Annotated in this window: 16 protein-coding genes; 11 read left to right on the forward strand and 5 right to left on the reverse strand. The window is 71.9% G+C overall.

The features are described from left to right. Window positions 1-68: 68 nt before the first annotated feature. The gene (locus F6B42_RS04705; protein ID WP_191089260.1) at window positions 69-1067 is read right to left on the reverse strand and encodes an aggregation-promoting factor C-terminal-like domain-containing protein; all 999 of its coding nucleotides are present in this window, start codon (window positions 1065-1067) and stop codon (window positions 69-71) included. Between the two features lie 227 nt (window positions 1068-1294). Here F6B42_RS04705 and F6B42_RS04710 point away from each other — a divergent pair, with 227 nt between their 5' ends. The 4 genes from F6B42_RS04710 (at window position 1295) to F6B42_RS04725 (ending at window position 6168) form a co-directional block, all read left to right on the forward strand. Continuing rightward, window positions 1295-1768, forward strand: a complete 474-nt coding sequence (locus F6B42_RS04710; RefSeq protein WP_150418394.1) for an S-ribosylhomocysteine lyase — start codon at window positions 1295-1297, stop codon at window positions 1766-1768. A 21-nt stretch (window positions 1769-1789) separates the two neighbouring features. Then, window positions 1790-2434, forward strand: coding sequence for a hypothetical protein (locus F6B42_RS04715; protein WP_150418395.1), 645 nt, complete (start codon window positions 1790-1792; stop codon window positions 2432-2434). A gap of 80 nt (window positions 2435-2514) precedes the next feature. Beyond that, window positions 2515-3981, forward strand: coding sequence for a PepSY-associated TM helix domain-containing protein (locus F6B42_RS04720; RefSeq protein WP_150418396.1), 1467 nt, complete (start codon window positions 2515-2517; stop codon window positions 3979-3981). Window positions 3982-4074: 93 nt separating this feature from the next. After that, window positions 4075-6168: a glucose PTS transporter subunit IIA gene (locus tag F6B42_RS04725; protein WP_150418397.1), complete on the forward strand. Its 2094-nt coding sequence runs from the start codon at window positions 4075-4077 to the stop codon at window positions 6166-6168. A 90-nt stretch (window positions 6169-6258) separates the two neighbouring features. On the opposite strand, the gene F6B42_RS04730 is transcribed toward F6B42_RS04725, so the two are convergent. Further along, window positions 6259-7920, reverse strand: coding sequence for a bifunctional NAD(P)/FAD-dependent oxidoreductase/class I SAM-dependent methyltransferase (locus tag F6B42_RS04730; protein WP_150418398.1), 1662 nt, complete (start codon window positions 7918-7920; stop codon window positions 6259-6261). 67 nt (window positions 7921-7987) lie between these two features. Here F6B42_RS04730 and F6B42_RS04735 point away from each other — a divergent pair, with 67 nt between their 5' ends. Continuing rightward, window positions 7988-8542 (forward strand): helix-turn-helix domain-containing protein, encoded by a 555-nt coding sequence (locus tag F6B42_RS04735; RefSeq protein WP_150418399.1) that lies wholly within the window; start codon window positions 7988-7990, stop codon window positions 8540-8542. Between the two features lie 95 nt (window positions 8543-8637). On the opposite strand, the gene pgi is transcribed toward F6B42_RS04735, so the two are convergent. Then, window positions 8638-10323, reverse strand: a complete 1686-nt coding sequence (pgi, locus tag F6B42_RS04740) for a glucose-6-phosphate isomerase (protein ID WP_150418400.1) — start codon at window positions 10321-10323, stop codon at window positions 8638-8640. Window positions 10324-10327: 4 nt separating this feature from the next. After that, entirely contained in the window at window positions 10328-11047 is a 720-nt protein-coding gene (aztA, locus tag F6B42_RS04745; RefSeq protein WP_150418401.1) for a zinc ABC transporter ATP-binding protein AztA, read from the reverse strand. Window positions 11048-11101: 54 nt separating this feature from the next. On the opposite strand from aztA, the gene aztB reads away from it, so the two are divergent. The 6 genes from aztB (at window position 11102) to F6B42_RS04775 (ending at window position 17837) form a co-directional block, all read left to right on the forward strand. After that, window positions 11102-11977, forward strand: coding sequence for a zinc ABC transporter permease AztB (gene aztB / locus F6B42_RS04750; protein ID WP_150418402.1), 876 nt, complete (start codon window positions 11102-11104; stop codon window positions 11975-11977). Beyond that, window positions 11974-13248: a PQQ-binding-like beta-propeller repeat protein gene (locus F6B42_RS04755; protein ID WP_150418403.1), complete on the forward strand. Its 1275-nt coding sequence runs from the start codon at window positions 11974-11976 to the stop codon at window positions 13246-13248. The genes aztB and F6B42_RS04755 overlap by 4 nt, the downstream gene beginning before the upstream one ends. After that, window positions 13245-14144 carry a metal ABC transporter substrate-binding protein gene (locus tag F6B42_RS04760; protein ID WP_150418404.1) on the forward strand — a complete coding sequence of 300 codons (900 nt, stop codon included), beginning with the start codon at window positions 13245-13247 and terminating at the stop codon, window positions 14142-14144. Before F6B42_RS04755 ends, F6B42_RS04760 begins: the two co-directional genes overlap by 4 nt. 29 nt (window positions 14145-14173) lie before the next feature. Further along, a complete protein-coding gene (aztD, locus tag F6B42_RS04765) occupies window positions 14174-15367 on the forward strand; it encodes a zinc metallochaperone AztD (RefSeq protein ID WP_150418405.1) in 1194 nt (397 codons plus the stop codon). A gap of 118 nt (window positions 15368-15485) precedes the next feature. After that, window positions 15486-16316: a hypothetical protein gene (locus F6B42_RS04770; protein WP_150418406.1), complete on the forward strand. Its 831-nt coding sequence runs from the start codon at window positions 15486-15488 to the stop codon at window positions 16314-16316. 57 nt (window positions 16317-16373) lie between these two features. Then, entirely contained in the window at window positions 16374-17837 is a 1464-nt protein-coding gene (locus F6B42_RS04775; RefSeq protein WP_317983607.1) for an MFS transporter, read from the forward strand. Between the two features lie 28 nt (window positions 17838-17865). Here F6B42_RS04775 and F6B42_RS04780 read toward each other — a convergent pair whose 3' ends face one another. Then, the gene (locus F6B42_RS04780; protein WP_223878343.1) at window positions 17866-19086 is read right to left on the reverse strand and encodes an MFS transporter; all 1221 of its coding nucleotides are present in this window, start codon (window positions 19084-19086) and stop codon (window positions 17866-17868) included. Window positions 19087-19214 lie beyond the last annotated feature (128 nt).

Below are 19214 nucleotides of genomic sequence, written 5' to 3' on the forward strand. Positions count from 1 at the left end.
CGAGCGCACGGTCTCCGCTGGTGCGGACCGTGCGCTCGGGCGCGTCGAGGTGCGGGTGCGGGTGCGGCTCAGTACCAGCCCGTGGACTGCGAGTGGCCCCATGCGCCGCACGGAGTCCCGTAGCGGCCGGAGATGTAGCCGAGGCCCCAACTGATCTGGGTCGCGGCGCTCGTCTGCCAGTCGCCGCCGGCGCTGGCCATCTTGCTGCCGGGCAGGGCCTGCGGAATGCCGAAGGCGCCGCTGCCGCTGTTGTACGCCTGGTAGTTCCAGCCGGACTCCTTGTTCCACAGCGACTCGAGGCAGCTGAACTGGTCGTCGCCCCAGCCGTATCCGCCCAGCATCGAGCGTGCGGTCGACTTCGCTCCGGCGGGCGAGTTGTCGCCGGATGCCGCGGGCGCACCGCTCGAGACGGGTGCCGACGACGACGCGGACGAGCCGGACGAACGCTGAGCGGCGCGCTCCTCGGCCGCACGCTCGGCGGCGGCCGCCTCCTCGGCTGCGGCGGCTTCGGCGGCGGCGGCCTCCTCGGCGGCGATGCGCGCCGCCTCCTCTTCGGCGGCCTTCTGCGCCTGCGCGGCCTCGAGGCGACCGCGCAGGTCACCCGTCGCCGCACGGACGTTCTCGGTCTCGTCGGCGAGGCGCTCGGTCAGGTCGGGCAGCAGCAGCGTCGGGATGACGTCCGTGTCGTCGAGTCCGGCGATGCGACTCCGGAGCGCAGTGGTGTCGACGCGGGTCTCGCCGTCGATGGGGAGCGCGGACGCCGAGACGTCCGCGGTCGTGGTCGCGGCGTCGGTGACGACGTTCTGCGCGTCTGCGACGGCATCGGTGGCGGCCTGCTCGATCGAGCTGAGCGGCTGCGCGCCGGAGGATGCGGCGGCCGACACGAACGCGGCGCGCTGCATGACGGGAGCCGCCGTGGGCACGACCGCCGAGGCCGTCGTCCCCACCATCGCGGCGAGACCGAGAGCGACTCCGAGCGTGACCGCCGCGGGCCGGACGACGCGGCGCGCCGTGGATGAGGTGCGCCGGAGATCGCGGCGTGTGGGCAGGGAAGACGGAGAAGTCATACGAGCAGGGGCGGTCCTTCGCTGATACTGCACCGCGAAAGGCGGCGGGCGTCTCGGGCAGACGCACAAAACTCCCCGAGTCTGCGTCCTCAATCTGGACGACACCCGGGCGTGTCCTGGACGCTTCCTGAGAGCGACCGCGCGCCGCACCCCCGCCGGACCCCGCTAACCTGGCGAGGACGACGGCGCCCGAGCGGCGCCTCCCCACCCGTTCCGCGGAGGTTCGCATGGCCGAGATCGAGAGCTTCACCCTGGACCACACGGCGGTTCTCGCGCCCTACGTGCGCCGTATCGGCATCGAGCACGGCCCGGGCGGCGGCACCATCACGAACTTCGACGTGCGCTTCGTGCAGCCCAACGCGGGCGAGATCCCGACCGCCGGCATCCACACGCTCGAGCACATGCTCGCGGGACTCCTGCGCGACCGCATCGACGGTGTCATCGACATCTCTCCGTTCGGATGCCGCACGGGCTTCCATCTGCTGATGTGGGGCGAGCCGGCGGTCGCCGACGTCGTGGTCGCGCTCACCGGGAGCCTGCGATTCATCGCCGACGAGGCCGTCGAGTCCGACGTGCCCGCCGTGTCGGCGCGGGAGTGCGGCAACTACCGCGACCACTCGCTGCACTCCGCCCGTGAGTGGGCGAAGACCGTGCTCGCGGACGGGATCAGCCGGGACGCCTTCGCCCGCGTCGGTGTCTGAGATCCGCATCGCACCCCTCCCATGACCCAGGCCCGGCAGCATCGCGCGCTCCGTGCGAGCGCCGCGGCGACCCTGGCGACCTTCGTCGCTTTGATGTCGCACGTCGCCGCCGGGGGCGATCCGCCCGCGGTGCTCGGGGTCGTCCTGCCGTGGTCGCTGTCGCTCCTCGCCAGCCTCCTGCTCGTCGGACGCCGTCTCTCGCTCGTCCGGCTGAGCGCGGCCGTCGTCGCCGCGCAGGCGCTCTTCCATGTGGTCTTCGCTCTCGGCATCATGCCCGCAGCTCCTGCTGTCGGAGCGGCGGCGGGAGACGCCCCCGCCGCCGGCGGAGGGCATGCGGGCCATATGTCGTTCCCGGCATCTCTCGGATCGGATGCGTCTGCGCTGCCCGCACACCTCGCGCCGGATCTCGCCATGGTGCTCGCGCACGCCGCCGCTGCCGTGATCACCATCGCCGCCCTGCACCGGGCGGAACGCCTGGTGAGCGCCCTTCTCGCCGTGGCCCGCCGCATCGCCGTCCGGTTGCGCGCCGTCCTCGGGGGCATCATCTCGCGGCCGATGCCGCCGGCACCGGCACGGCCGCGCTCCGGCGGTCGCGTCGCCCGGCATCCGCGGCCGCTCATCGCCGCGCCCGCTCTCCGCGGTCCGCCGGCGCTGTTCGCTTCCTGACGCCCCGGCGCCCGTCGGGGTGCCCGGTCGTGCGCGCGGATCCTCCAGCGCGCGGCCCCCTCGACGAATCCGGAGACGACATGTCCCTCACCCGCCCACGCCCGACGCCGCCGCCCACCGCCGCTGAGCATGCACCACCGCCCGCCCGGCGGTGGTTCGTTCCGCTGCTGCTGCGCATCCACTTCTTCGCCGGCATCCTCGTCGGTCCGTTCATCCTCGTCGCCGCCGTCAGCGGCGCGCTGTACGTCATCACCCCGCAGCTCGAGCGCGTGGTCTACGCGCACGAGCTCAGCGCTCCCGTTCCCGATCGCACGATCCCGCTCGGTGATCAGGTCCGGGTCGCCGAGGAGTACATCGGCGACGAGGCGGCGCTGGCCGCCGTCCGTCCCGCGCCGGCGCCGGGCGACACGACCCGCGTCATGTTCGCGCAGGACGGCCTCGGGCCGAGTCAGACCCGGGCCGTGTTCGTCGACCCCGGAACCGGTGAGATCCGCGGAGACCTCACCGTGTACGGCACGAGCGGCGCGCTTCCGCTGCGCACGTGGGTGAGCGACCTGCACCGCAACCTCAACCTCGGCGAGCCGGGCCGCCTGTACAGCGAGCTCGCGGCATCCTGGCTCGGGGTCGTGGTGCTCGTCGGGCTCGGCCTATGGATCTCGCGCCTGCGTACGGCCCGCGTCAAGCGCGACCTCGTCCGCCCCCGGCGCGGGGCGACCGGGTATCGGCGCCTGTTCGGCTGGCACACCTCGCTCGGTGTGTGGCTCGTGCTCGGGGCGCTGTTCCTGTCGGCGTCGGGCATCACCTGGTCGACGTACGGCGGCGCGAACGTGTCGGCGTTGCGGAGTGCGCTGTCGTGGCAGGCACCGTCGCTCGAGACGACCGTCGGAGGGGATGCCGGCGGCGCCGACCCCCATGCCGACCACGGCGTCGTGTCGGCGCCGACCGCGGCGGTGTCGCCCGATGCCTTCGACGAGGTGCTCGCCGTCGCGCAGACCGAGAACGTCAACGTCGGGCTCATCGAGATCCGTCCTCCCGCGAGCGCGGGCCAGGCCTGGGTCGTGCAGGAGATCCAGCGGAGCTTCCCGACGGAGGTCGACGCGGTCGCGATCGACGGCGACACCCTCGCCGTCGTGGATCGCGTCGACTTCGCCGAGCACCCGTTCATGGCGAAGCTCGCCCGGTGGGCCATCGACATCCATATGGGGTCGATGTTCGGGGTCGTCAATCAGATCGTGCTCTTCGTCGTCGCCTCGGGCATCGCGGTGATGGTGGTGCTCGGCTACGCGATGTGGATCAGGCGCCGGCCTACCCGCGATCCGTCGCGCCGCGCGGGATCGGCGCCCGCCGAGGCGCTGCCGCAGGCGCCGCTGTGGGGGATCGCCCTCGTCGTCGCCGTGGCGATCGGCATCGGCTTCCTGCTGCCCCTGCTCGGTGCCACGCTCGCCGCGTTCGTCGTGGGCGACGCCGTCGTCCAGGCGGTCCGCGCTCGGCGCGCGTCGCGGCCTGCTCGGACATTCGACGGGGGAGCGGACGGGGACGTGGTCTGACCATCGCCGGTCAACCCCTCGTTCCCGGCGAACTCTCAGAGTAGAGTGCCGGGCGAGCACCCCGGCCACCAGCCGGGGGACAGGAGAAGAGCCATGGCGACCAGCCCCGCAGAATCCATCGTCGACGCCGTCGGCGGCCCGGGAAACATCGAGAGCCTCACGCACTGCGCGACTCGGCTGCGCTTCCAGCTGAAGGATGCCGCGAACGTGGACCAGGCGACCGTCGAGGCGATTCCGGGTGTCCTCGGAGCGGTGCCGCAGGCCGGCGACCGCTATCAGGTGGTCATCGGCGGCGCCGTCCAGAACGTCTACAACGACATCAACGCGCTGCCGGCGATGGCCGGTGCCGGCGGTGGTGCGGTGGACGAGGACGACGCGGACTCGATCAAGGCGCGCGAGCGCGCGAAGGGTCCCCGCGGCAAGGTCGCCTGGCTCGACTCCCTCTTCGAATTCCTGTCGGACTCGTTCCGTCCGATCCTCGGCGCACTGCTCGGGGCGTCGCTGTTCATCACGTTCATGGCGCTCATGGCGACCCTCGGCGTCATCCCCGCCTGGAACGCTCCGGGCGTGACGCTCGAGCCGTCGTGGCAGTTCGTCAACCTGATGTGGCAGTGCGTCTTCATCTTCCTGCCGCTCATGGTCGCCTACAACGCGGCCAAGAAGGTCGGTGCCGACCCGTGGGTGGGCTTCTCGATCATGGCCGTCGTGATGCTGCCGCAGTTCACCGGGCTCCGCGACGCGGAGGGTGCTCAGCAGATCACGTTCCTCGGTTCCGACATCACCACGGTCCCGGTCTTCGGGATGCCGCTGACGATCTTCGACTACAGCTCGCAGGTCTTCCCGCCGCTCCTCATGGCGGGTGCCCTCGGGCTGCTCTGGAAGGGGCTCCGCAAGGTCATCCCCGAGAACATCCAGCTGATCTTCGTGCCGTTCCTGGCGATGCTCGTCATGATCCCGCTGACGGCGTTCCTCATCGGCCCGATCGGCGTCTACGCCGGTGCCGGACTGGCGAACCTGCTGAGCTCGATCAACGACTTCTCGCCGTTCATCTTCGCGATCGTCATCCCGCTGGCCTATCCCTTCATGGTGCCGCTGGGCCTCCACTGGCCGATCAACGCGATCATGCTGCTGAACATCCAGACCCTCGGCTACGACTTCATTCAGGGACCCATGGGCGCCTGGAACTTCGCCTGCTTCGGCGCGACCGCCGGTGTGCTGTGGATCTCGTGGCGCGCCCGTGACAAGCAGATGCGGCAGACGGCGACGGGGGCGCTCGCCGCAGGACTCCTGGGCGGCATCTCGGAGCCGTCGCTCTACGGCATCCACCTGCGGTTCAAGCGCATCTACCCCCGGATGCTGGTGGGCTGCCTCGTCGGCGGACTGATCATCGGCATCGGCGGCGGCGTCCAGACGCAGGCGTTCGTCTTCACGTCGCTGCTGACGATCCCGGCCTTCGACTCGGTCGTGCTCTACGGCATCGCGGTGCTCGCGGCCTTCGTCGTGGCGATGGCGCTCGTCATCTTCAGCGACTACCGCACGCCCGAGCAGCGTGCCGAGTTCGAAGCGCAGCGGGACAAGGCCGAGGCGAAGGCCGGTGCGACCTCTGCCGGTGCTGCGGCAGCGCCCGCTGCGGCTGCGGCCGCGGGCTCGTCGACCGCGGCGCCCGCGCAGACCGCGCAGGGGACCGCGACCGCGACTCTCGACGAGCCCGGCGCCACCGACGAGGTGTCGGCGGCGATCGAGATCGCATCGCCCATCGACGGCACGGCGGTCGCGCTCTCGGAGGTGCCCGACCCCGTCTTCGGCGGGGGCGTCATGGGACCCGGTGTCGCGATCGAGCCGACGGGGAGCACCGTCGTCTCGCCCGGCGCGGGAACCGTCGCGGCGGCCCAGCCCACCGGCCACGCGTTCGGGCTCGAGCTCGACAACGGGGTGGAGCTGCTCATCCACGTCGGCATCGACACCGTCAACCTCAAGGGCGAGGGCTTCGAAGTCCACGTCAAGGCCGGCGACCGTGTCGAGCAGGGCACGCCCCTCGTGACGTTCGATCGTGCCGTGATCGAGAAGGCGGGCTACCCGCTCATCACCCCGGTCATCGTCCTCAACGGCGACGCCTTCGCCACGGTCGACCCCGTCGGCCTCGGCGCGACGACCGCGGGCAGCCCCCTCCTGGTCGTCGAGAAGTAGCCCCCTCCCCGAGCGTCGACTCGCCACGAATCGCGGATGCCGGGCCCCCGGCATCCGCAGATCCTGGCGAGTCGACGTTCTGACGCGGGGTCAGGGCAGGCGGCGGAGCAGGAGGATGCCGTCGAGCAGATGCGGGGGGCGGGATGCTGCGGCGGCGGGGCGCTCGCGGACCTCTCGGCGCTCGCGGACCTCTCGGCGCTCGCGGACCTCTCGGCGCTCAACGATCTCCTCGCGCTCGACGACCCACACGGCGGGATCGAGGTCGAGGGCGGCGCGCTCCTCCGCCGGTGTCGGGAACGGCGGGTGCTCGTGCGCCTCGCCCTCCTGCGCCTCATCGACCCCCGCCTCGGGCGGCGGGCCGCCGGCGTGCGACACCACGAGCAGTCGGCCTCCCGGGGCGACATGCCGGAGGGCTGCGCGCAGGAGCGGGATGCGGGGGAACTCCGGGTCCCACGAGTGCAGGAAGCTCGTCGTCACGAGGTCGAACTCATCGAGCTCCGCGGCGTCGATCTCGCCCGCGACGAAGGTCGCGTCGAGCTGAGCGTCACGGGCGGCGGCCTGGGCACGCGATATCGCTGTCGGGGACAGATCGACGCCGGTCACCGACCACCCGCGCGCGGCGAGCCACAGCGCGTCGCCGCCCTCGCCGCAGCCGAGATCGAGCGCGGTCGTCGGGGTGACGGAGCCCGCCGCCTCTAGTTCGGCGATGATCGCCGACGTCGTCTCGTTCACCCGTCCCGACCAGACCCGGTCGGTCTCGGCGTATCGGGCCTCCCAGTCGGCGGCGTGGCCTCGACGCCGCTCGACCGCGGCTGCGGCATCGAGCGCGACGAGCGCTCCGTTCACGGCGGCCCCCGCCATCGACCCGGCGCCCATCGACAGCGGCACGTTCGCCATCGGGGCGACGACGTTTCCGGCGGCCCAGACTCTCGGGTGGCTGGTGGTGCCGGCGGCATCCACCGCGATGAACGACCCGGCCGGCCCGTCGGCGCGAGCGAGGTCGAGGTCGGCGACGAAGCCGTCGTGCGGCTCGAGGCGTCCGCCGGTGAAGATCGCGTCGATCGCGATGTGCTGACCGTCAGCGGTCACCACGGCCCCGATGGCGGCGTCGTGGGCGACATCCGCCGCATCGTCCGGACCGGTGACGGCGACGACGGGCGACGTGACGATGCGGATGCCGCGGGCGCGGAGCCGCTCGTCGACGTCGTCGCCGAGCTCGCCCACCGCGGCTGTGAAGGCGACGACCTCGGGGGTCCACTGTCGTAGGAGCTCGATCTGGTGCAGGCTCATCGGCGACGTCGCCAGTACGCCGATGCGTCGATCGCGCACCTCCCAGCCGTGGCAGTAGGGGCAGTGCAGCACGGTCCGGCCCCACCGCTCGGCGAGGCCCGGAGCGTCGGGCAGTCGGTCGGCGACCCCGGTGGCGATGAGAAGGGCGCGCGTCGTGATCCGCTCCGCGTCACCGCCGAGGACGACCTCCAGGCCGCCGTCGGTCTCGCTCACCGATTCGACGCGCGCCGCACGGAAGGCGACGCCGTAGCGTTCCGCCTCCTCGCGCCCGCGCCGTCGGAGCTCCGCGGACGAGATCCCGTCGAAGCCCACGACGGCGTGCATGTGCTCGGCGAATCGATTGCGCGGGCTGTCGGAGTCGAGGACGAGCGTGCGGCGGCGGGCACGCCCGAGCATCTGAGCGGCGCTGAGCCCCGCAGGTCCCGCGCCGACGATGACGACGTCATGATCGAAGTTCTGCATGCCGACCAGCATCCGTCGTGAAAACGACTATCAGCAAACGGGTTTGCGGAAATGGCAAACTGGAAGCATGACCGGATTGGATCAGATCGGCCCGCGCCTGCGTGCGGCGAGACGGGAGCGCGGGCTCACTCTCGACGAGCTCGCGGAGCGGGCCGGCATGTCGACGAGCACGCTCTCGCGGCTCGAGTCGGGCAAGCGTCAGGCGAGCCTCGAGCTTCTCGTGCCGCTCACGCGGCAGCTCGGCATCCGCATCGACGACCTCGTACCCGCCGAGCAACCCGATCCTCGGGTGCGTCGGCCCACGACGACGCGACACGGCCATGTCGTCGCGCCGCTGACGCGTGAGAGTTCACCCGTCCAGACCTACAAGGTGACGTTCCCGCCGTCGGATGCGGCACCTACGCCGCGGGTCCACGACGGCTTCGAGTGGTTCTTCGTGCTGAGCGGCCGCATCCGGCTTGTTCTCGGCGACCAGGAGCTCACCCTCTCGCGGGGCGAGGCGGCGGAGTTCGACACCCGCGTTCCGCATTCCATCAGCGCGGTCGGCACGCGCCCCGCCGAGGTCATCAGCATCTTCAATGCCGCCGGCGAGCGCATGCACACCCTGACGCCTCCCTCCTGACGCCGCCCCTCACCCGTCGACTCGCCAAGAACTGCGGATGCCGGTGCCCCGGCATCCGCGTTCTCTGGCGAGTCGACGGGGAGAGAGAAAGGGGGTCAGGAGTGGCGGTGGGTGCGGTAGTAGGCGAGGAGGGCCCGGGTCGAGGCGTCCTGCGACGCGAGGGCCGCGGCGTCGCCCTCGATCGCGGGTGCGATCTGCAGGGCGAGCTGCTTGCCCAGCTCGACGCCCCACTGGTCGAAGGAGTTGATGCCCCAGATCGTGCCCTGCGTGAAGGTGATGTGCTCGTACAGCGCGATGAGCTCGCCGAGCACCTTCGGGGTCAGGGCGGGCGCGAAGATCGACGTCGTCGGGCGGTTCCCCGCGAACGTGCGGGCGGCGACGAGCGCGCCGGTCGTGCCCTCGGCCTCGACCTCCTCGGCGGTCTTGCCGAACGCGAGCGCCTTCGTCTGCGCGAGGAAGTTCGCCAGGAACAGCCCGTGCACGTCGCGGCCGCCGTCGGTGAGCGGGTGGGCCGGGTTCACGAAGGCGATGAAGTCGGCGGGGATAAGCCGCGTGCCCTGGTGGATGAGCTGGTAGAACGCGTGCTGCCCGTTGGTGCCGGGCTCGCCCCAGAAGACCTCGCCGGTGTCGGAGGTGACGGGGGTGCCGTCCCAGCGGACCGACTTGCCGTTCGATTCCATGGTGAGCTGCTGCAGGTAGGCCGCGAAGCGGTGCAGCTGCTGCGCGTAGGGGAGCACGGCGTGCGTCTGGGCGCCGAGGAAGTTCGTGTACCAGACGTTCAGAAGTCCCATGAGGACGGGCACGTTCTTCTCGAGCGGGGTGGATGTCACGTGCTCGTCGACGGCGTGGAAGCCGGCGAGCAGGTCGCGGAACGCCTCGGGGCCGAGCTCGATGACGAGCGAGAGTCCGATCGCCGAGTCGACCGAGTAGCGGCCGCCCACCCAGTCCCAGAAGCCGAACGCGTTGGCGGGGTCGATGCCGAAGGCCTCGACCTTGTCGAGGGCGGTCGAGACGGCGACGAAGTGGTGCGCGACGGCATCCGTCTTCTTCGCTTCGGTGTCATCGATCGCACCGGCGCTCTGGAGACCGGCCCACAGCCAGTCGCGGGCGAGGCGGGCGTTGGTGAGCGTCTCGAGGGTGGTGAAGGTCTTCGACGCCACGATGAACAACGTCGTCTCGGGGTCGAGGTCCGAGGTCTTGTCGGCGATGTCGAACGGGTCGATGTTCGACACGAACCGCGCCTGGATACCCGCTGTCGCGTAGGGCCGGAGGGCCTCGGAGATCATGACCGGGCCCAGGTCGGAGCCGCCGATGCCGATGTTGACGACGTGCGTGACCTTCTTGCCGGTGATGCCGGTCCACTCGCCCGAGCGCACGCGCTCGGCGAAGGCCGACATGTTCTCGAGCACGGCCTGGACGTCGGTGTCGATCTCCTGACCGTCCACGACGAGCGCGGGCTCCGCGCCGGCGGGACGGCGCAGGGCCGTGTGCAGCACCGCGCGGTCCTCGGTGGTGTTGATGTGCTCGCCCGAGAGCATCGCGGCGTAACGCTCGGCGACGCCGGTCTGCTCGGCCAGGCGCACGAGGGCGGCGACGATCTCGTCGGTGACGAGGTTCTTCGACAGGTCGACGTGAAGGTCGGCCAGCGGCAGGCTCAGCCGCTCGACGCGACCCGGATCGCCGTCGAACCAGCCGCGCAGGTCGGGGGTGAAGCCGTTCTTCAGCGACTCGAGGTCGTTCCAGGCGGCGGTGGTGGTGGCATCGATGGGAGCAGCGGTCACGCTCTCACGGTAGCCGCGCCGCCGCATCCTCGTCCACGCGGCTCGACACACGGCGCCCCGAACGCTCCACCACACGGCCGTCGGCGAGTCGGCAGACGGCATCGACGGCTCCCAGTTCGCCGAGGTCGTGCGTCACCGCGACGACGGCGACCCCCGTCGCGGCGACGGCGGCGAGGGCGGACGCGACGGCGTCGCGGGATACCGCGTCGAGCCCGCTCATGGGCTCGTCGAGCAGCAGCAGGTCCGCGTCCTGGGCCAGTGCCTGCGCGAGATGCGCGCGCTGTCGCTGACCGCCCGACAGGGCGGCGAGCGGGCGGCGGGCGAGGCCCCCGAGTCCGACGGTCTCGATCGCCTCGGCGACGCGGACGCGGTCGGTCCGTCGCAGCGGCAGGAACGGGCCGCGCTCGCGCCACCGGCCCATCGTCACGAGGTCGCCCACGGTCAGGGGCAGCCGGGCGTCGTCGGCGGTGGACTGCGGCACGAGGCCGACACGCGCGCCGGCGGCGCGGACCGCCGTTCCCGACGTCGGCGCGAGCAGGCCGGCGGCGACCGACAGGAGAGTCGACTTGCCCGATCCGTTCGCTCCGACGATGCCGAGCAGCTCGCCGCGCACGACGTCGAGGTCGACGCCGCGGAGCGCTTCGTGGCCGTCGTATGACACCCGGACGGCACTCAGAGCGAGCACGGTGTCGGGGCGTCCGGGGGCTGCGGGCGAACGGGGCATGGCTCCATTGTTGCAAATGAAAACCGTTCTCAATTTCATGTACAGTCGTCGATCGTGTCCCTCCTTCTCGATCCGTTCGCCGTCGCCTTCGTGCAGCGCGCCCTGCTCGGCGGCGCCCTCGTGGCGGTCGTCTGCGGCGTGGTCGGAACCTGGGTCGTCCTCCGCGGCATGGCGTTCCTCGGCGAGGCGATGGCGCACGGCATGCTGCCCGGCGTCGCCGTCGCGACACTGGTCGGATTCCCGCCGATGGCGGGTGCGGCCGTCAGCGCCGCGGCCATGTCGATCGGGGTCGGCGTGCTGCAGCGGCGCGGCCGCCTCTCGGCCGACACGAGCATCGGACTGCTCTTCGTCGCGAGCCTCTCGCTCGGCATCATCGTGATCTCCGCGTCGCGGAGCTTCGCCACAGACGCCTCCGCCATCCTCTTCGGCGACATCCTCGCCATCGGCGCGGGCGATCTGCTCGCCCTCGGCGTCGCGCTCGCGGTCACCCTCGTCGTGGCCGCCCTGGGGCACCGGGCCTTCGTCGCGCTCACCGTCGACCCGCGGCAGGCGCAGCTCCTGGGGCTGCGTCCCCGCGCCGCCCACGTCGTCCTGGTCGGGCTCGTCACCCTCGCGGTCGTCTCGGCGTATCAGGCGGTCGGATCGCTCCTGGTCGTCGGGATGCTGCTCGGACCCGCCGTCGCCGCCGGGCGCTGGACGCGGCGGATCGTTCCGACGATGGTCCTGGCCGCCGCGATCGGCATCGTCTCGGTCGCCGCCGGCCTGCTGCTGTCGTGGCACCTCGCGACCGCGGCCGGTGCCACCGTCGCGTTCACCGCGATCTGCTCGGGCGCCGTCTCGACCGGCATCCACGCCCTCCTCGGTGCGCTCCGCAGACCGCACGCCGACGCCCTCCCGACCCTCCCGACCTTCCCGGAAAGGACCGCATGACTTCTCGTGCCCCGCTCTTCCTCCTCGCGCTGACGGCCGGCGCCGCCCTGCTCGCCGGCTGCCAGGCCGCCCCCGGTGGACCCGCCGCGACTGCCGACCCGGCCTCGACGTCCGAGGGCGAAGCGCTCGGCGACGGGCACGGCGCGATCGCCGGCGCGCGCGAGCTCGCGGAGCCCGCGCTGCACCTGACGAGCATCGCCGCCGACGGCGACATCCATCACCTCGACCTGATCGACGAGCAGTCCGAGGTCCTCGGCCGGATCGCCCCGGCCGACACCCTCGACAGCGAGGGGCGGTTCCTCTTCGCGGGGCGCGACGGCGAGGTCTCGATCGTCGACAGCGGCGTCTGGACCTGGAACCACATCGACCACTTCCACTACTACGAGGCGCCGGCCCGGCTCCTCGGCGAGCTCGAGGGCACCGGCGTTCCGCGCACCGTCACGAGCGACCTCGGCGCGGGGGTCTTCTTCGAGGGCGGCGGGCTCGGCGGCGAGGCCGTGCTGCTGGACTTCGAAGCGCTGAAGGAGGGCGAGATCGTCGAGAGCTTCCGACTCGCCCTCGACGCGCCGGGCGCATTCGTCGTCCCGCTGCCCGGCGGAGCGCTCATCGCCGACCCCTCGGCCGACGAGCTCCGTCACGTCGACGCGACGGGCGACGCCCTCGAGACCATCCCGTGCGACGACCCGGCCGGTTCGATCGCCACGAACGTCGGGGTCGTGGTCGGGTGCGCCGACGGCGCCGTCCTCGCCGTCGCGAACGCGGCTGTCACGAACGCCGCCGCGACGGATGCCGCGCACACGGCCTTCGAGCGGATCCCGTACCCGCCGGGCGGTCCCGGCCGCGCGCTCTCGTTCGCAGCCCGGGAGGGCCGTCCCACCGTGGCCGGACGCACCGATTCGTCGGCGTTCTGGCTGCTCGACACCCGCGAGCGCGTGTGGACTTCTCATGACGCGGGCGAGCCGATCGTCCGGGTGAGCGCCGTCGACGACGCCGATGAGACCGTCGTGGCGCTCGCGGCCGACGGATCGGTGATCGTCCTGTCGGGGGCGACGGGCGCGCAGCTCGCCCGCACCGCGCCGCTGGTCGCGGCATCCCTCGCCGACCCCGCACTCGCGAGCGGCGTCGACCTCGTCGTCGACCAGCGCCGCACCTACCTGGGCGGGCCGTCCGAGCGGGCGCTCTTCGAGCTCGACCCCGCCGACGGCGCCCGTGTCGCGCGCACGTTCAGCACCGACCACGCGCCGGTGCTCGTCACGGAGACGGGCCGATGAGGCGCGCCGTCCTCGGCTTCGCGCTCGCCGCCGCCGGCGTCCTCTCGCTCGTCGGCTGCGCCGCAGCGGCGGGCGATCGTCCGACGGTGGTCGTCACGACCAACATCCTGGGCGACATCGTCGAAACCCTCGCCGGCGACGAGCTCGAGGTCATCACGTTCATGCCGCCCGACGCGGATCCGCATTCGTTCGAGCTTTCGGCTCAGGATGCCGCCGTTCTGCGCAGCGCGGATCTGGTCGTCTCGAACGGACTCGGCCTCGAGGAGGGAGTGCAGCACCACGTCGACGCCTCCGCCGAGGACGGCGCGCCGCAGTTCGTCGCCGGCGACCACGTCGAGACCCTCGGCTACCTCGACTCCGACGCGGTCGACCCGCACTTCTGGACCGACCCGACGCAGACCGTCCGTGTCGTCGACGCGCTCGTGCCCGTGCTCGCCGGGCTGGCGGACGACGGTTCGATCGTGACGGATGCCGCGGCCGCCTACCGCGCCGAGCTCGAGACGCTCGACGCCGACCTGGCGGCCGGTCTCGGCGCCATCCCGGCCGAGCACCGCGCTCTCGTGACGAATCACCACGTCTTCGGCTATCTCGCCCGTCGCTACGACATCCGCATCCTCGGTGCCGCCGTGCCCGGGGGGACGACCCTCGCCGCTCCCAGCGCCTCCGACCTGCAGGAGCTCGTCGACGCGATCGACGACGCCGGCGTGCGGACGATCTTCGCCGACTCCTCCCAGCCCGACCGGCTCATGCGCGTTCTCGCCGACGAGGCCGGACGCGACGTTACGGTCGTGCCGCTCCTCACCGAATCGCTCGCCCCGACGGGACAGCCGGGCGACACCTACCTCGACATGATGCGCGAGAACCTCCGGCGCATCACCGACGGCCTCACCCGATGAGGCATTTCCCTGGAAAGGAAACACACCACATGAACAGAACTGTGCGCATCAGCGCCCTGGTCGGCGTCGCCGCCCTGGCGCTCGCGGGCTGCTCGTCGACCGCCGCTCCGGGGGGAGCGAGCACCAGCCCCTCCGGCGACGCCGCGGCCGAGACCGCTTCGGTCGACGGCGCCCGCGTCGCGATCGGCTACGAGGGCGGGGTCCTCGTGCTCGGCGGCGACGAGCTCGAGGTCCTCGGCGACTTCGACTCCGAGGACTTCATCCGGCTGAATTCCGCCGGCGACGGCCGCCACATCATGGTGACGACGTCCGCCGGCTTCCAGCTGCTCGATGTCCGGCAGCCGGAACTCACCGATCTGGTCGTCCCCGCCGCGACGGCCGGGCACGTCGTCGTCCACGGCGACACCACCGTGCTCTACGACGACGCGACGAGCGACACGACGATCTTCGACACGGCCGAGCTGGCGTCGCTCGACGGTTCCCTCCCCGAGTCCGAGGTCATCCCGGGCGTCGAGGCGCACCACGGCGTCTCGGTCGAGCTCGAGGACGGCACGCTGCTGACGACCGTCGGCGGGGAGGCCGGACGCACCGGCATCCGCGTGCTCGACGCCGATCGCACCGAGATCGCGACGAACGCCGACTGCCCCGGCGTGCACGGCGAAGGGACGGCCGAGGGCGAGCGCGTCGTGTTCGGCTGCGAGAACGGCGCGCTGATCTACGACGGCGGCGAGATCACCAAGGTGACGTCACCCGACGCGTACGGCCGCATCGGCAACGCCTACGTCTCCGAGGAGAGCCCGCTCGTGGTCATGGACTACAAGGACGACCCCGATGCGGAGGGCTACCTGCTGCGCAACATCGCGCTGGTGGACACCGCGAGCAAGACGCTCGAAAAGGTCGCGCTCCCGGCGGGCGTCGAGTACACCTTCCGGGGCGTCGCGCGCGGGCCCGCCGGCGAGGCGGTGCTCATCGGAACCGACGGCTCGCTGCACTGGATCGACCCGGCCGACGGATCGATCACGAAGTCGCTCCCCGTCATCGACGCGTGGGAGGGGCCGGCCGAATGGCAGGCGGCGCACCCGGCCGTCAAGGTCGCCGGCGACATCGCCTACGTGACGAACCCCGCCGACAGCGAGATCGTCGCCGTCGACCTCACGACAGGTGAGATCGCTCAGACGGTGAAGCTCCCGCACGTGCCGAACGAGATCGCCGCGATCTCCTGACGCGCAGCGGCCGCAGCGCCGCGTCGCCGCATCCGTTCTCCGTCGATCCCGCGTTCTGCGCACGGTGACACGGGAACGGATGCGGCGCACCCGCGATCCGCGCGGTTAGCCTGTCGTCGTGGCTGCCGTATCGACCTCGCAGCGCACCTACCGCTATCTGCGGCTCGCGCTCGCCGGAGCACCGATCGCGCTTCTGATAGCCGTCGCCCTCGCGGTGCCGGATGCCGGTGTGCTCCCGAGCGTGAGCCACTACTTCTACACGCCGGCCCGCACCGTCTTCTCCGCCGCCCTCGTCGCGGCGGCGGCCTGCCTGCTGGCCCTCTCGGGCCGCGGTCCGCAGCGCGTGCTGCTGGATGTCGCCGCACTCCTCGCGCCGCTCGTCGCCATCATCCCGACCCCGATCTCGGCGGGGGAGGTGCCGGGCCTCGACCCCGCGTGCGCGGGCGCGTGCGTTCCCGCACCGTTCGCCGACGACCTCGACAACGCCCTGCTCACCTATCTCGTCATGACGGCGCTGGTCGTCGTGATCGGGATCGTCCTCGGCATCCGCGGCGACGTGCCGCTCCGGACGGCGGCCCCGACGCTCGCGACCGCGGTCGTCGTGCTCGTCGCCCTCGCCCTGCTCTGGACCCTCGCGCCCGCCGCGATCGTCGGCTCGGCGCACGTCGTCGCCGCCGTCGCGTTCTTCGCCCTCATCGCCGTCACCGCGCTCGCCGAGGCGCTGCGTCCCTCGCCCGAGCACCCGCCGTGCCGCCGGATGCGCGTCGGGTACCTCGTCGTGGCAGCGGCGCTGCTGGTGGATCTCGCGGCGACGTTCGTCCTGGGCGTGATGGCCGGTCTGCCGGTGATCCTCGCGGGCGAGGTCGCCGCGCTGGTGCTGTTCGTCGTGTTCTGGATGATGCAGACGGCCCAGAAGTGGTCGGTCCCCGACCCGTCGATCCGCGGCTGACCGTCGCCGCGCAGCCCGGTCTTCTGCGTGTCGGCGGCGAGGTCTACGCTTCGCTGCATGACCGTCCCGCTCACCGCCGAGCAGCGCACTCGGATGCGCGCGTTCCTCCAGGTGCTCGGCAACACCCTCGTGGCCAACGTGACCTCGAGCTTCCTCTGGTTCGCGCTGACGTTCTGGGCCTACCTCGAGACGAAGAACGTCCTCGCGACGTCGATCATCGGCGGCTCGTACATGCTGCTGGTGGCGGTCTTCGGCATCCTCTTCGGGGCGCTCGTCGACCACATGAAGAAGAAGGCGGTGATGATGCTCTCGAGCATCATCACCCTGAGCACCTACCTCGGCGCCGGTGCCGTCTACCTCGCCTTCCCGGAGTCGACCCTCATCGACTGGGGGCGGCCCTGGTTCTGGGCGTTCGCGGGCCTCATCCTCGTCGGCGGGGTCGTCGAGAACCTCCGGAACATCGCGCTGTCGACGACGGTCACCCTCCTCGTGCCGGGCGACCGCCGCGACCGGGCGAACGGACTGGTCGGCACCGTGCAGGGTGTCGCCTTCATGGTGACGAGCGTCTTCTCCGGGCTGTCGGTCGGGCTTCTCGGCATGGGATGGACGGTCATCATCGCGGTCGTCGCGACGGCGATCGCGCTCGCGCACCTCGTGTTCGTGTCGATCCCCGAGCCCCGGCTGGTCCGGGCCGGCGACGCGGCGATGCCGTCGTTCACGTTCCGCGGTGTCCTCACGACGATCCGCCGGGTGCCCGGGCTGCTCGCGCTGATCGTCTTCACGACGATCAACAACCTGGTGGGCGGCGTCTTCATGGCGCTCATGGACCCCTACGGATTGACGTTGTTCAGCGTGGAGATCTGGGGCGTCGTGCTCGCGGTCACCGGCACGGGATTCATCGCCGGCGGTGCGATCGTCGCCGCTCGCGGACTCGGTCGCAACCCCGTGCGCACCCTGCTGATGGTCAACGTCGGAATCGCGATCCTCGGCATCGTCTTCGCGCTGCGCGAGTGGTGGTGGCTGTACGCCCTCGGGATCTTCGTCTTCATGATGATCATGCCTATCGCCGAGGCCGCCGAGCAGACCGTCATCCAGCGGGTCGTCCCGTTCGAGACCCAGGGGCGCGTGTTCGGCTTCGCCGCATCGGTGGAATCGGCGGCCGCACCCGTGTCGGCCTATCTCATCGGGCCGGTCGCGCAGTTCTGGCTCATCCCGTTCATGCAGACCGATGCGGGGCAGCGCAGCCTCGGCTGGCTGCTCGGACCGGGCGAGGCGCGCGGCATCGCCCTCGCGTTCGTCGTCGCGAGCTCGCTGCTCCTCGTGCTCGTCGCGGTCGCGTTCGCCTCGCCGCAGTACCGGCGCCTCTCGCAGGCCTACGCCGACGCGCCGCCGCCCGAACCGCAGGCGGCGGGTGAGGACGCGGCGCCGGATGCCGCGGAACCGGCACCCGAGGCCGCGGTCCGCTCGACGACCGACGCGGCCGTCGACAGCCCCCTCCCCGGACGCATTCCGCCGGTGTGACCCGAGGCGGGTCGCCTCCGGCCGCTGGCTACGCCGTCGATCGTGCCGGCAGTCCGACGAGCGCGGCGATCGTCGCGAGCGCGATGAGGACGAGCACGCTCCCCGCGACTCCGGTCCAGCCGAGACCGTCGAACGCGTATCCCAGCGACCAGCCGAACAGGCTCGATCCGCCGTAGTAGCCGAGGTAGTACAGCGACGCCCCCTGCGCCCGGCCCGCGGTTCCGGCGATGACCGGCGCCCAGCCCGACGCGATCGCGTGCGCGGCGAAGAAGCCCGCCGTCAGCACGAGCAGGCCGATGACGATCGTCGCGACGGTCGGGACGAGGGTCAGGGCCGTGCCGCCGGCCATCACACCGAGAGCGCCGAGCAGCACCGGGCGGCGTCCGAAGCGACCGGCCAGCGCCCCCGCCCCGGGCGACGTGATCGTGCCGGCCAGGTAGGCGAGGAAGAGCAGGCTCACGAGCCAGAGCGGCAGCAGGTAGGGCGGGGCGGAGAGGGAGAAGCCGAGGAAGTTGTAGACGGCGACGAAGCCGCCCATGAGGAGGAATCCCTGCGCGTAGAGCGCGAGCTGGCGCCCGTCGCGGAGGTTGGCGCCCAGGCGGGCGAGCAGGCTCGGTGACGAGCCCGGCGCCTGCGGGTTGCGGAGGCGATGGGGCGTGAAGCCCCGCGCGGCGGGTGTCAGCACGAGGAACAGTGCCGCGGATGCCGCGCACACGACCGCGACGGCGAAGACCCCGCCTCGCCAGGCGCCGACGTCGCCGAACGGTCCCGCGACGATCCGGCCCAGCAGTCCGCCGATCGTCGTGCCGGCGATGTAGCTGCCGGCGGCCGCGGCGGTGGCTGCGGCGTCCACCTCTTCTGCGAGGTAGGCGAGGGCGATCGCGGGGACGGCGCCCAGCGCGATGCCCTCGAGGAGACGGGCGCCGAGGAGAAGCGGCAGGGTCGGGGCGAACGGGGCGAGCAACCCGAACGCGGTGGCGGCGATGATGCCGACGGCCATCGCCGGCACCCGGCCGAGGCGATCGGCCACCACCGACCAGGGGATGACGGCCGCGGCGAGGCCGAGCGTCGAGGCCGATACGGCGAGGGCCGCGGTCGCCGGCGCCGCGCCGAACTCTTCGGCGACGAAGGGGAGGACGGCCTGCGGCGAGTAGAGCTGTGCGAAGGTCGCCACGCCCGCGAAGAAGAGCCCGGCGATCAGGCGGCGATAGGCGCGTGTGCCGGGCACATGGCCGCGGAACTCGGACACGCCCCCAGCGTACGGGGGGACGGGAAAGGGCCGGTCGACTCAGAAACGCCGACCGGCCCTGTCATCCCTTGCACCAGAGAATCACACCACGCAGTTGGGGGGAACTGCGTTGAGAAGAAGTTATAACG

This window comes from Microbacterium radiodurans (genome assembly GCF_008710705.1).
Lineage (GTDB): Bacteria > Actinomycetota > Actinomycetes > Actinomycetales > Microbacteriaceae > Microbacterium > Microbacterium radiodurans.

What these genes read in the sequence shown, in the direction of transcription:
- F6B42_RS04705 (WP_191089260.1), bottom strand. Translation starts at nt 1,067, where the DNA reads ATGACTTCTCCGTCTTCCCTGCCCACACGCCGCGATCTCCGGCGCACC.
- F6B42_RS04710 (WP_150418394.1), top strand. Translation starts at nt 1,295, where the DNA reads ATGGCCGAGATCGAGAGCTTCACCCTGGACCACACGGCGGTTCTCGCG.
- F6B42_RS04715 (WP_150418395.1), top strand. Translation starts at nt 1,790, where the DNA reads ATGACCCAGGCCCGGCAGCATCGCGCGCTCCGTGCGAGCGCCGCGGCG.
- F6B42_RS04720 (WP_150418396.1), top strand. Translation starts at nt 2,515, where the DNA reads ATGTCCCTCACCCGCCCACGCCCGACGCCGCCGCCCACCGCCGCTGAG.
- F6B42_RS04725 (WP_150418397.1), top strand. Translation starts at nt 4,075, where the DNA reads ATGGCGACCAGCCCCGCAGAATCCATCGTCGACGCCGTCGGCGGCCCG.
- F6B42_RS04730 (WP_150418398.1), bottom strand. Translation starts at nt 7,920, where the DNA reads ATGCAGAACTTCGATCATGACGTCGTCATCGTCGGCGCGGGACCTGCG.
- F6B42_RS04735 (WP_150418399.1), top strand. Translation starts at nt 7,988, where the DNA reads ATGACCGGATTGGATCAGATCGGCCCGCGCCTGCGTGCGGCGAGACGG.
- aztA (WP_150418401.1), bottom strand. Translation starts at nt 11,047, where the DNA reads ATGCCCCGTTCGCCCGCAGCCCCCGGACGCCCCGACACCGTGCTCGCT.
- F6B42_RS04755 (WP_150418403.1), top strand. Translation starts at nt 11,974, where the DNA reads ATGACTTCTCGTGCCCCGCTCTTCCTCCTCGCGCTGACGGCCGGCGCC.
- F6B42_RS04760 (WP_150418404.1), top strand. Translation starts at nt 13,245, where the DNA reads ATGAGGCGCGCCGTCCTCGGCTTCGCGCTCGCCGCCGCCGGCGTCCTC.
- aztD (WP_150418405.1), top strand. Translation starts at nt 14,174, where the DNA reads ATGAACAGAACTGTGCGCATCAGCGCCCTGGTCGGCGTCGCCGCCCTG.
- F6B42_RS04775 (WP_317983607.1), top strand. Translation starts at nt 16,374, where the DNA reads ATGACCGTCCCGCTCACCGCCGAGCAGCGCACTCGGATGCGCGCGTTC.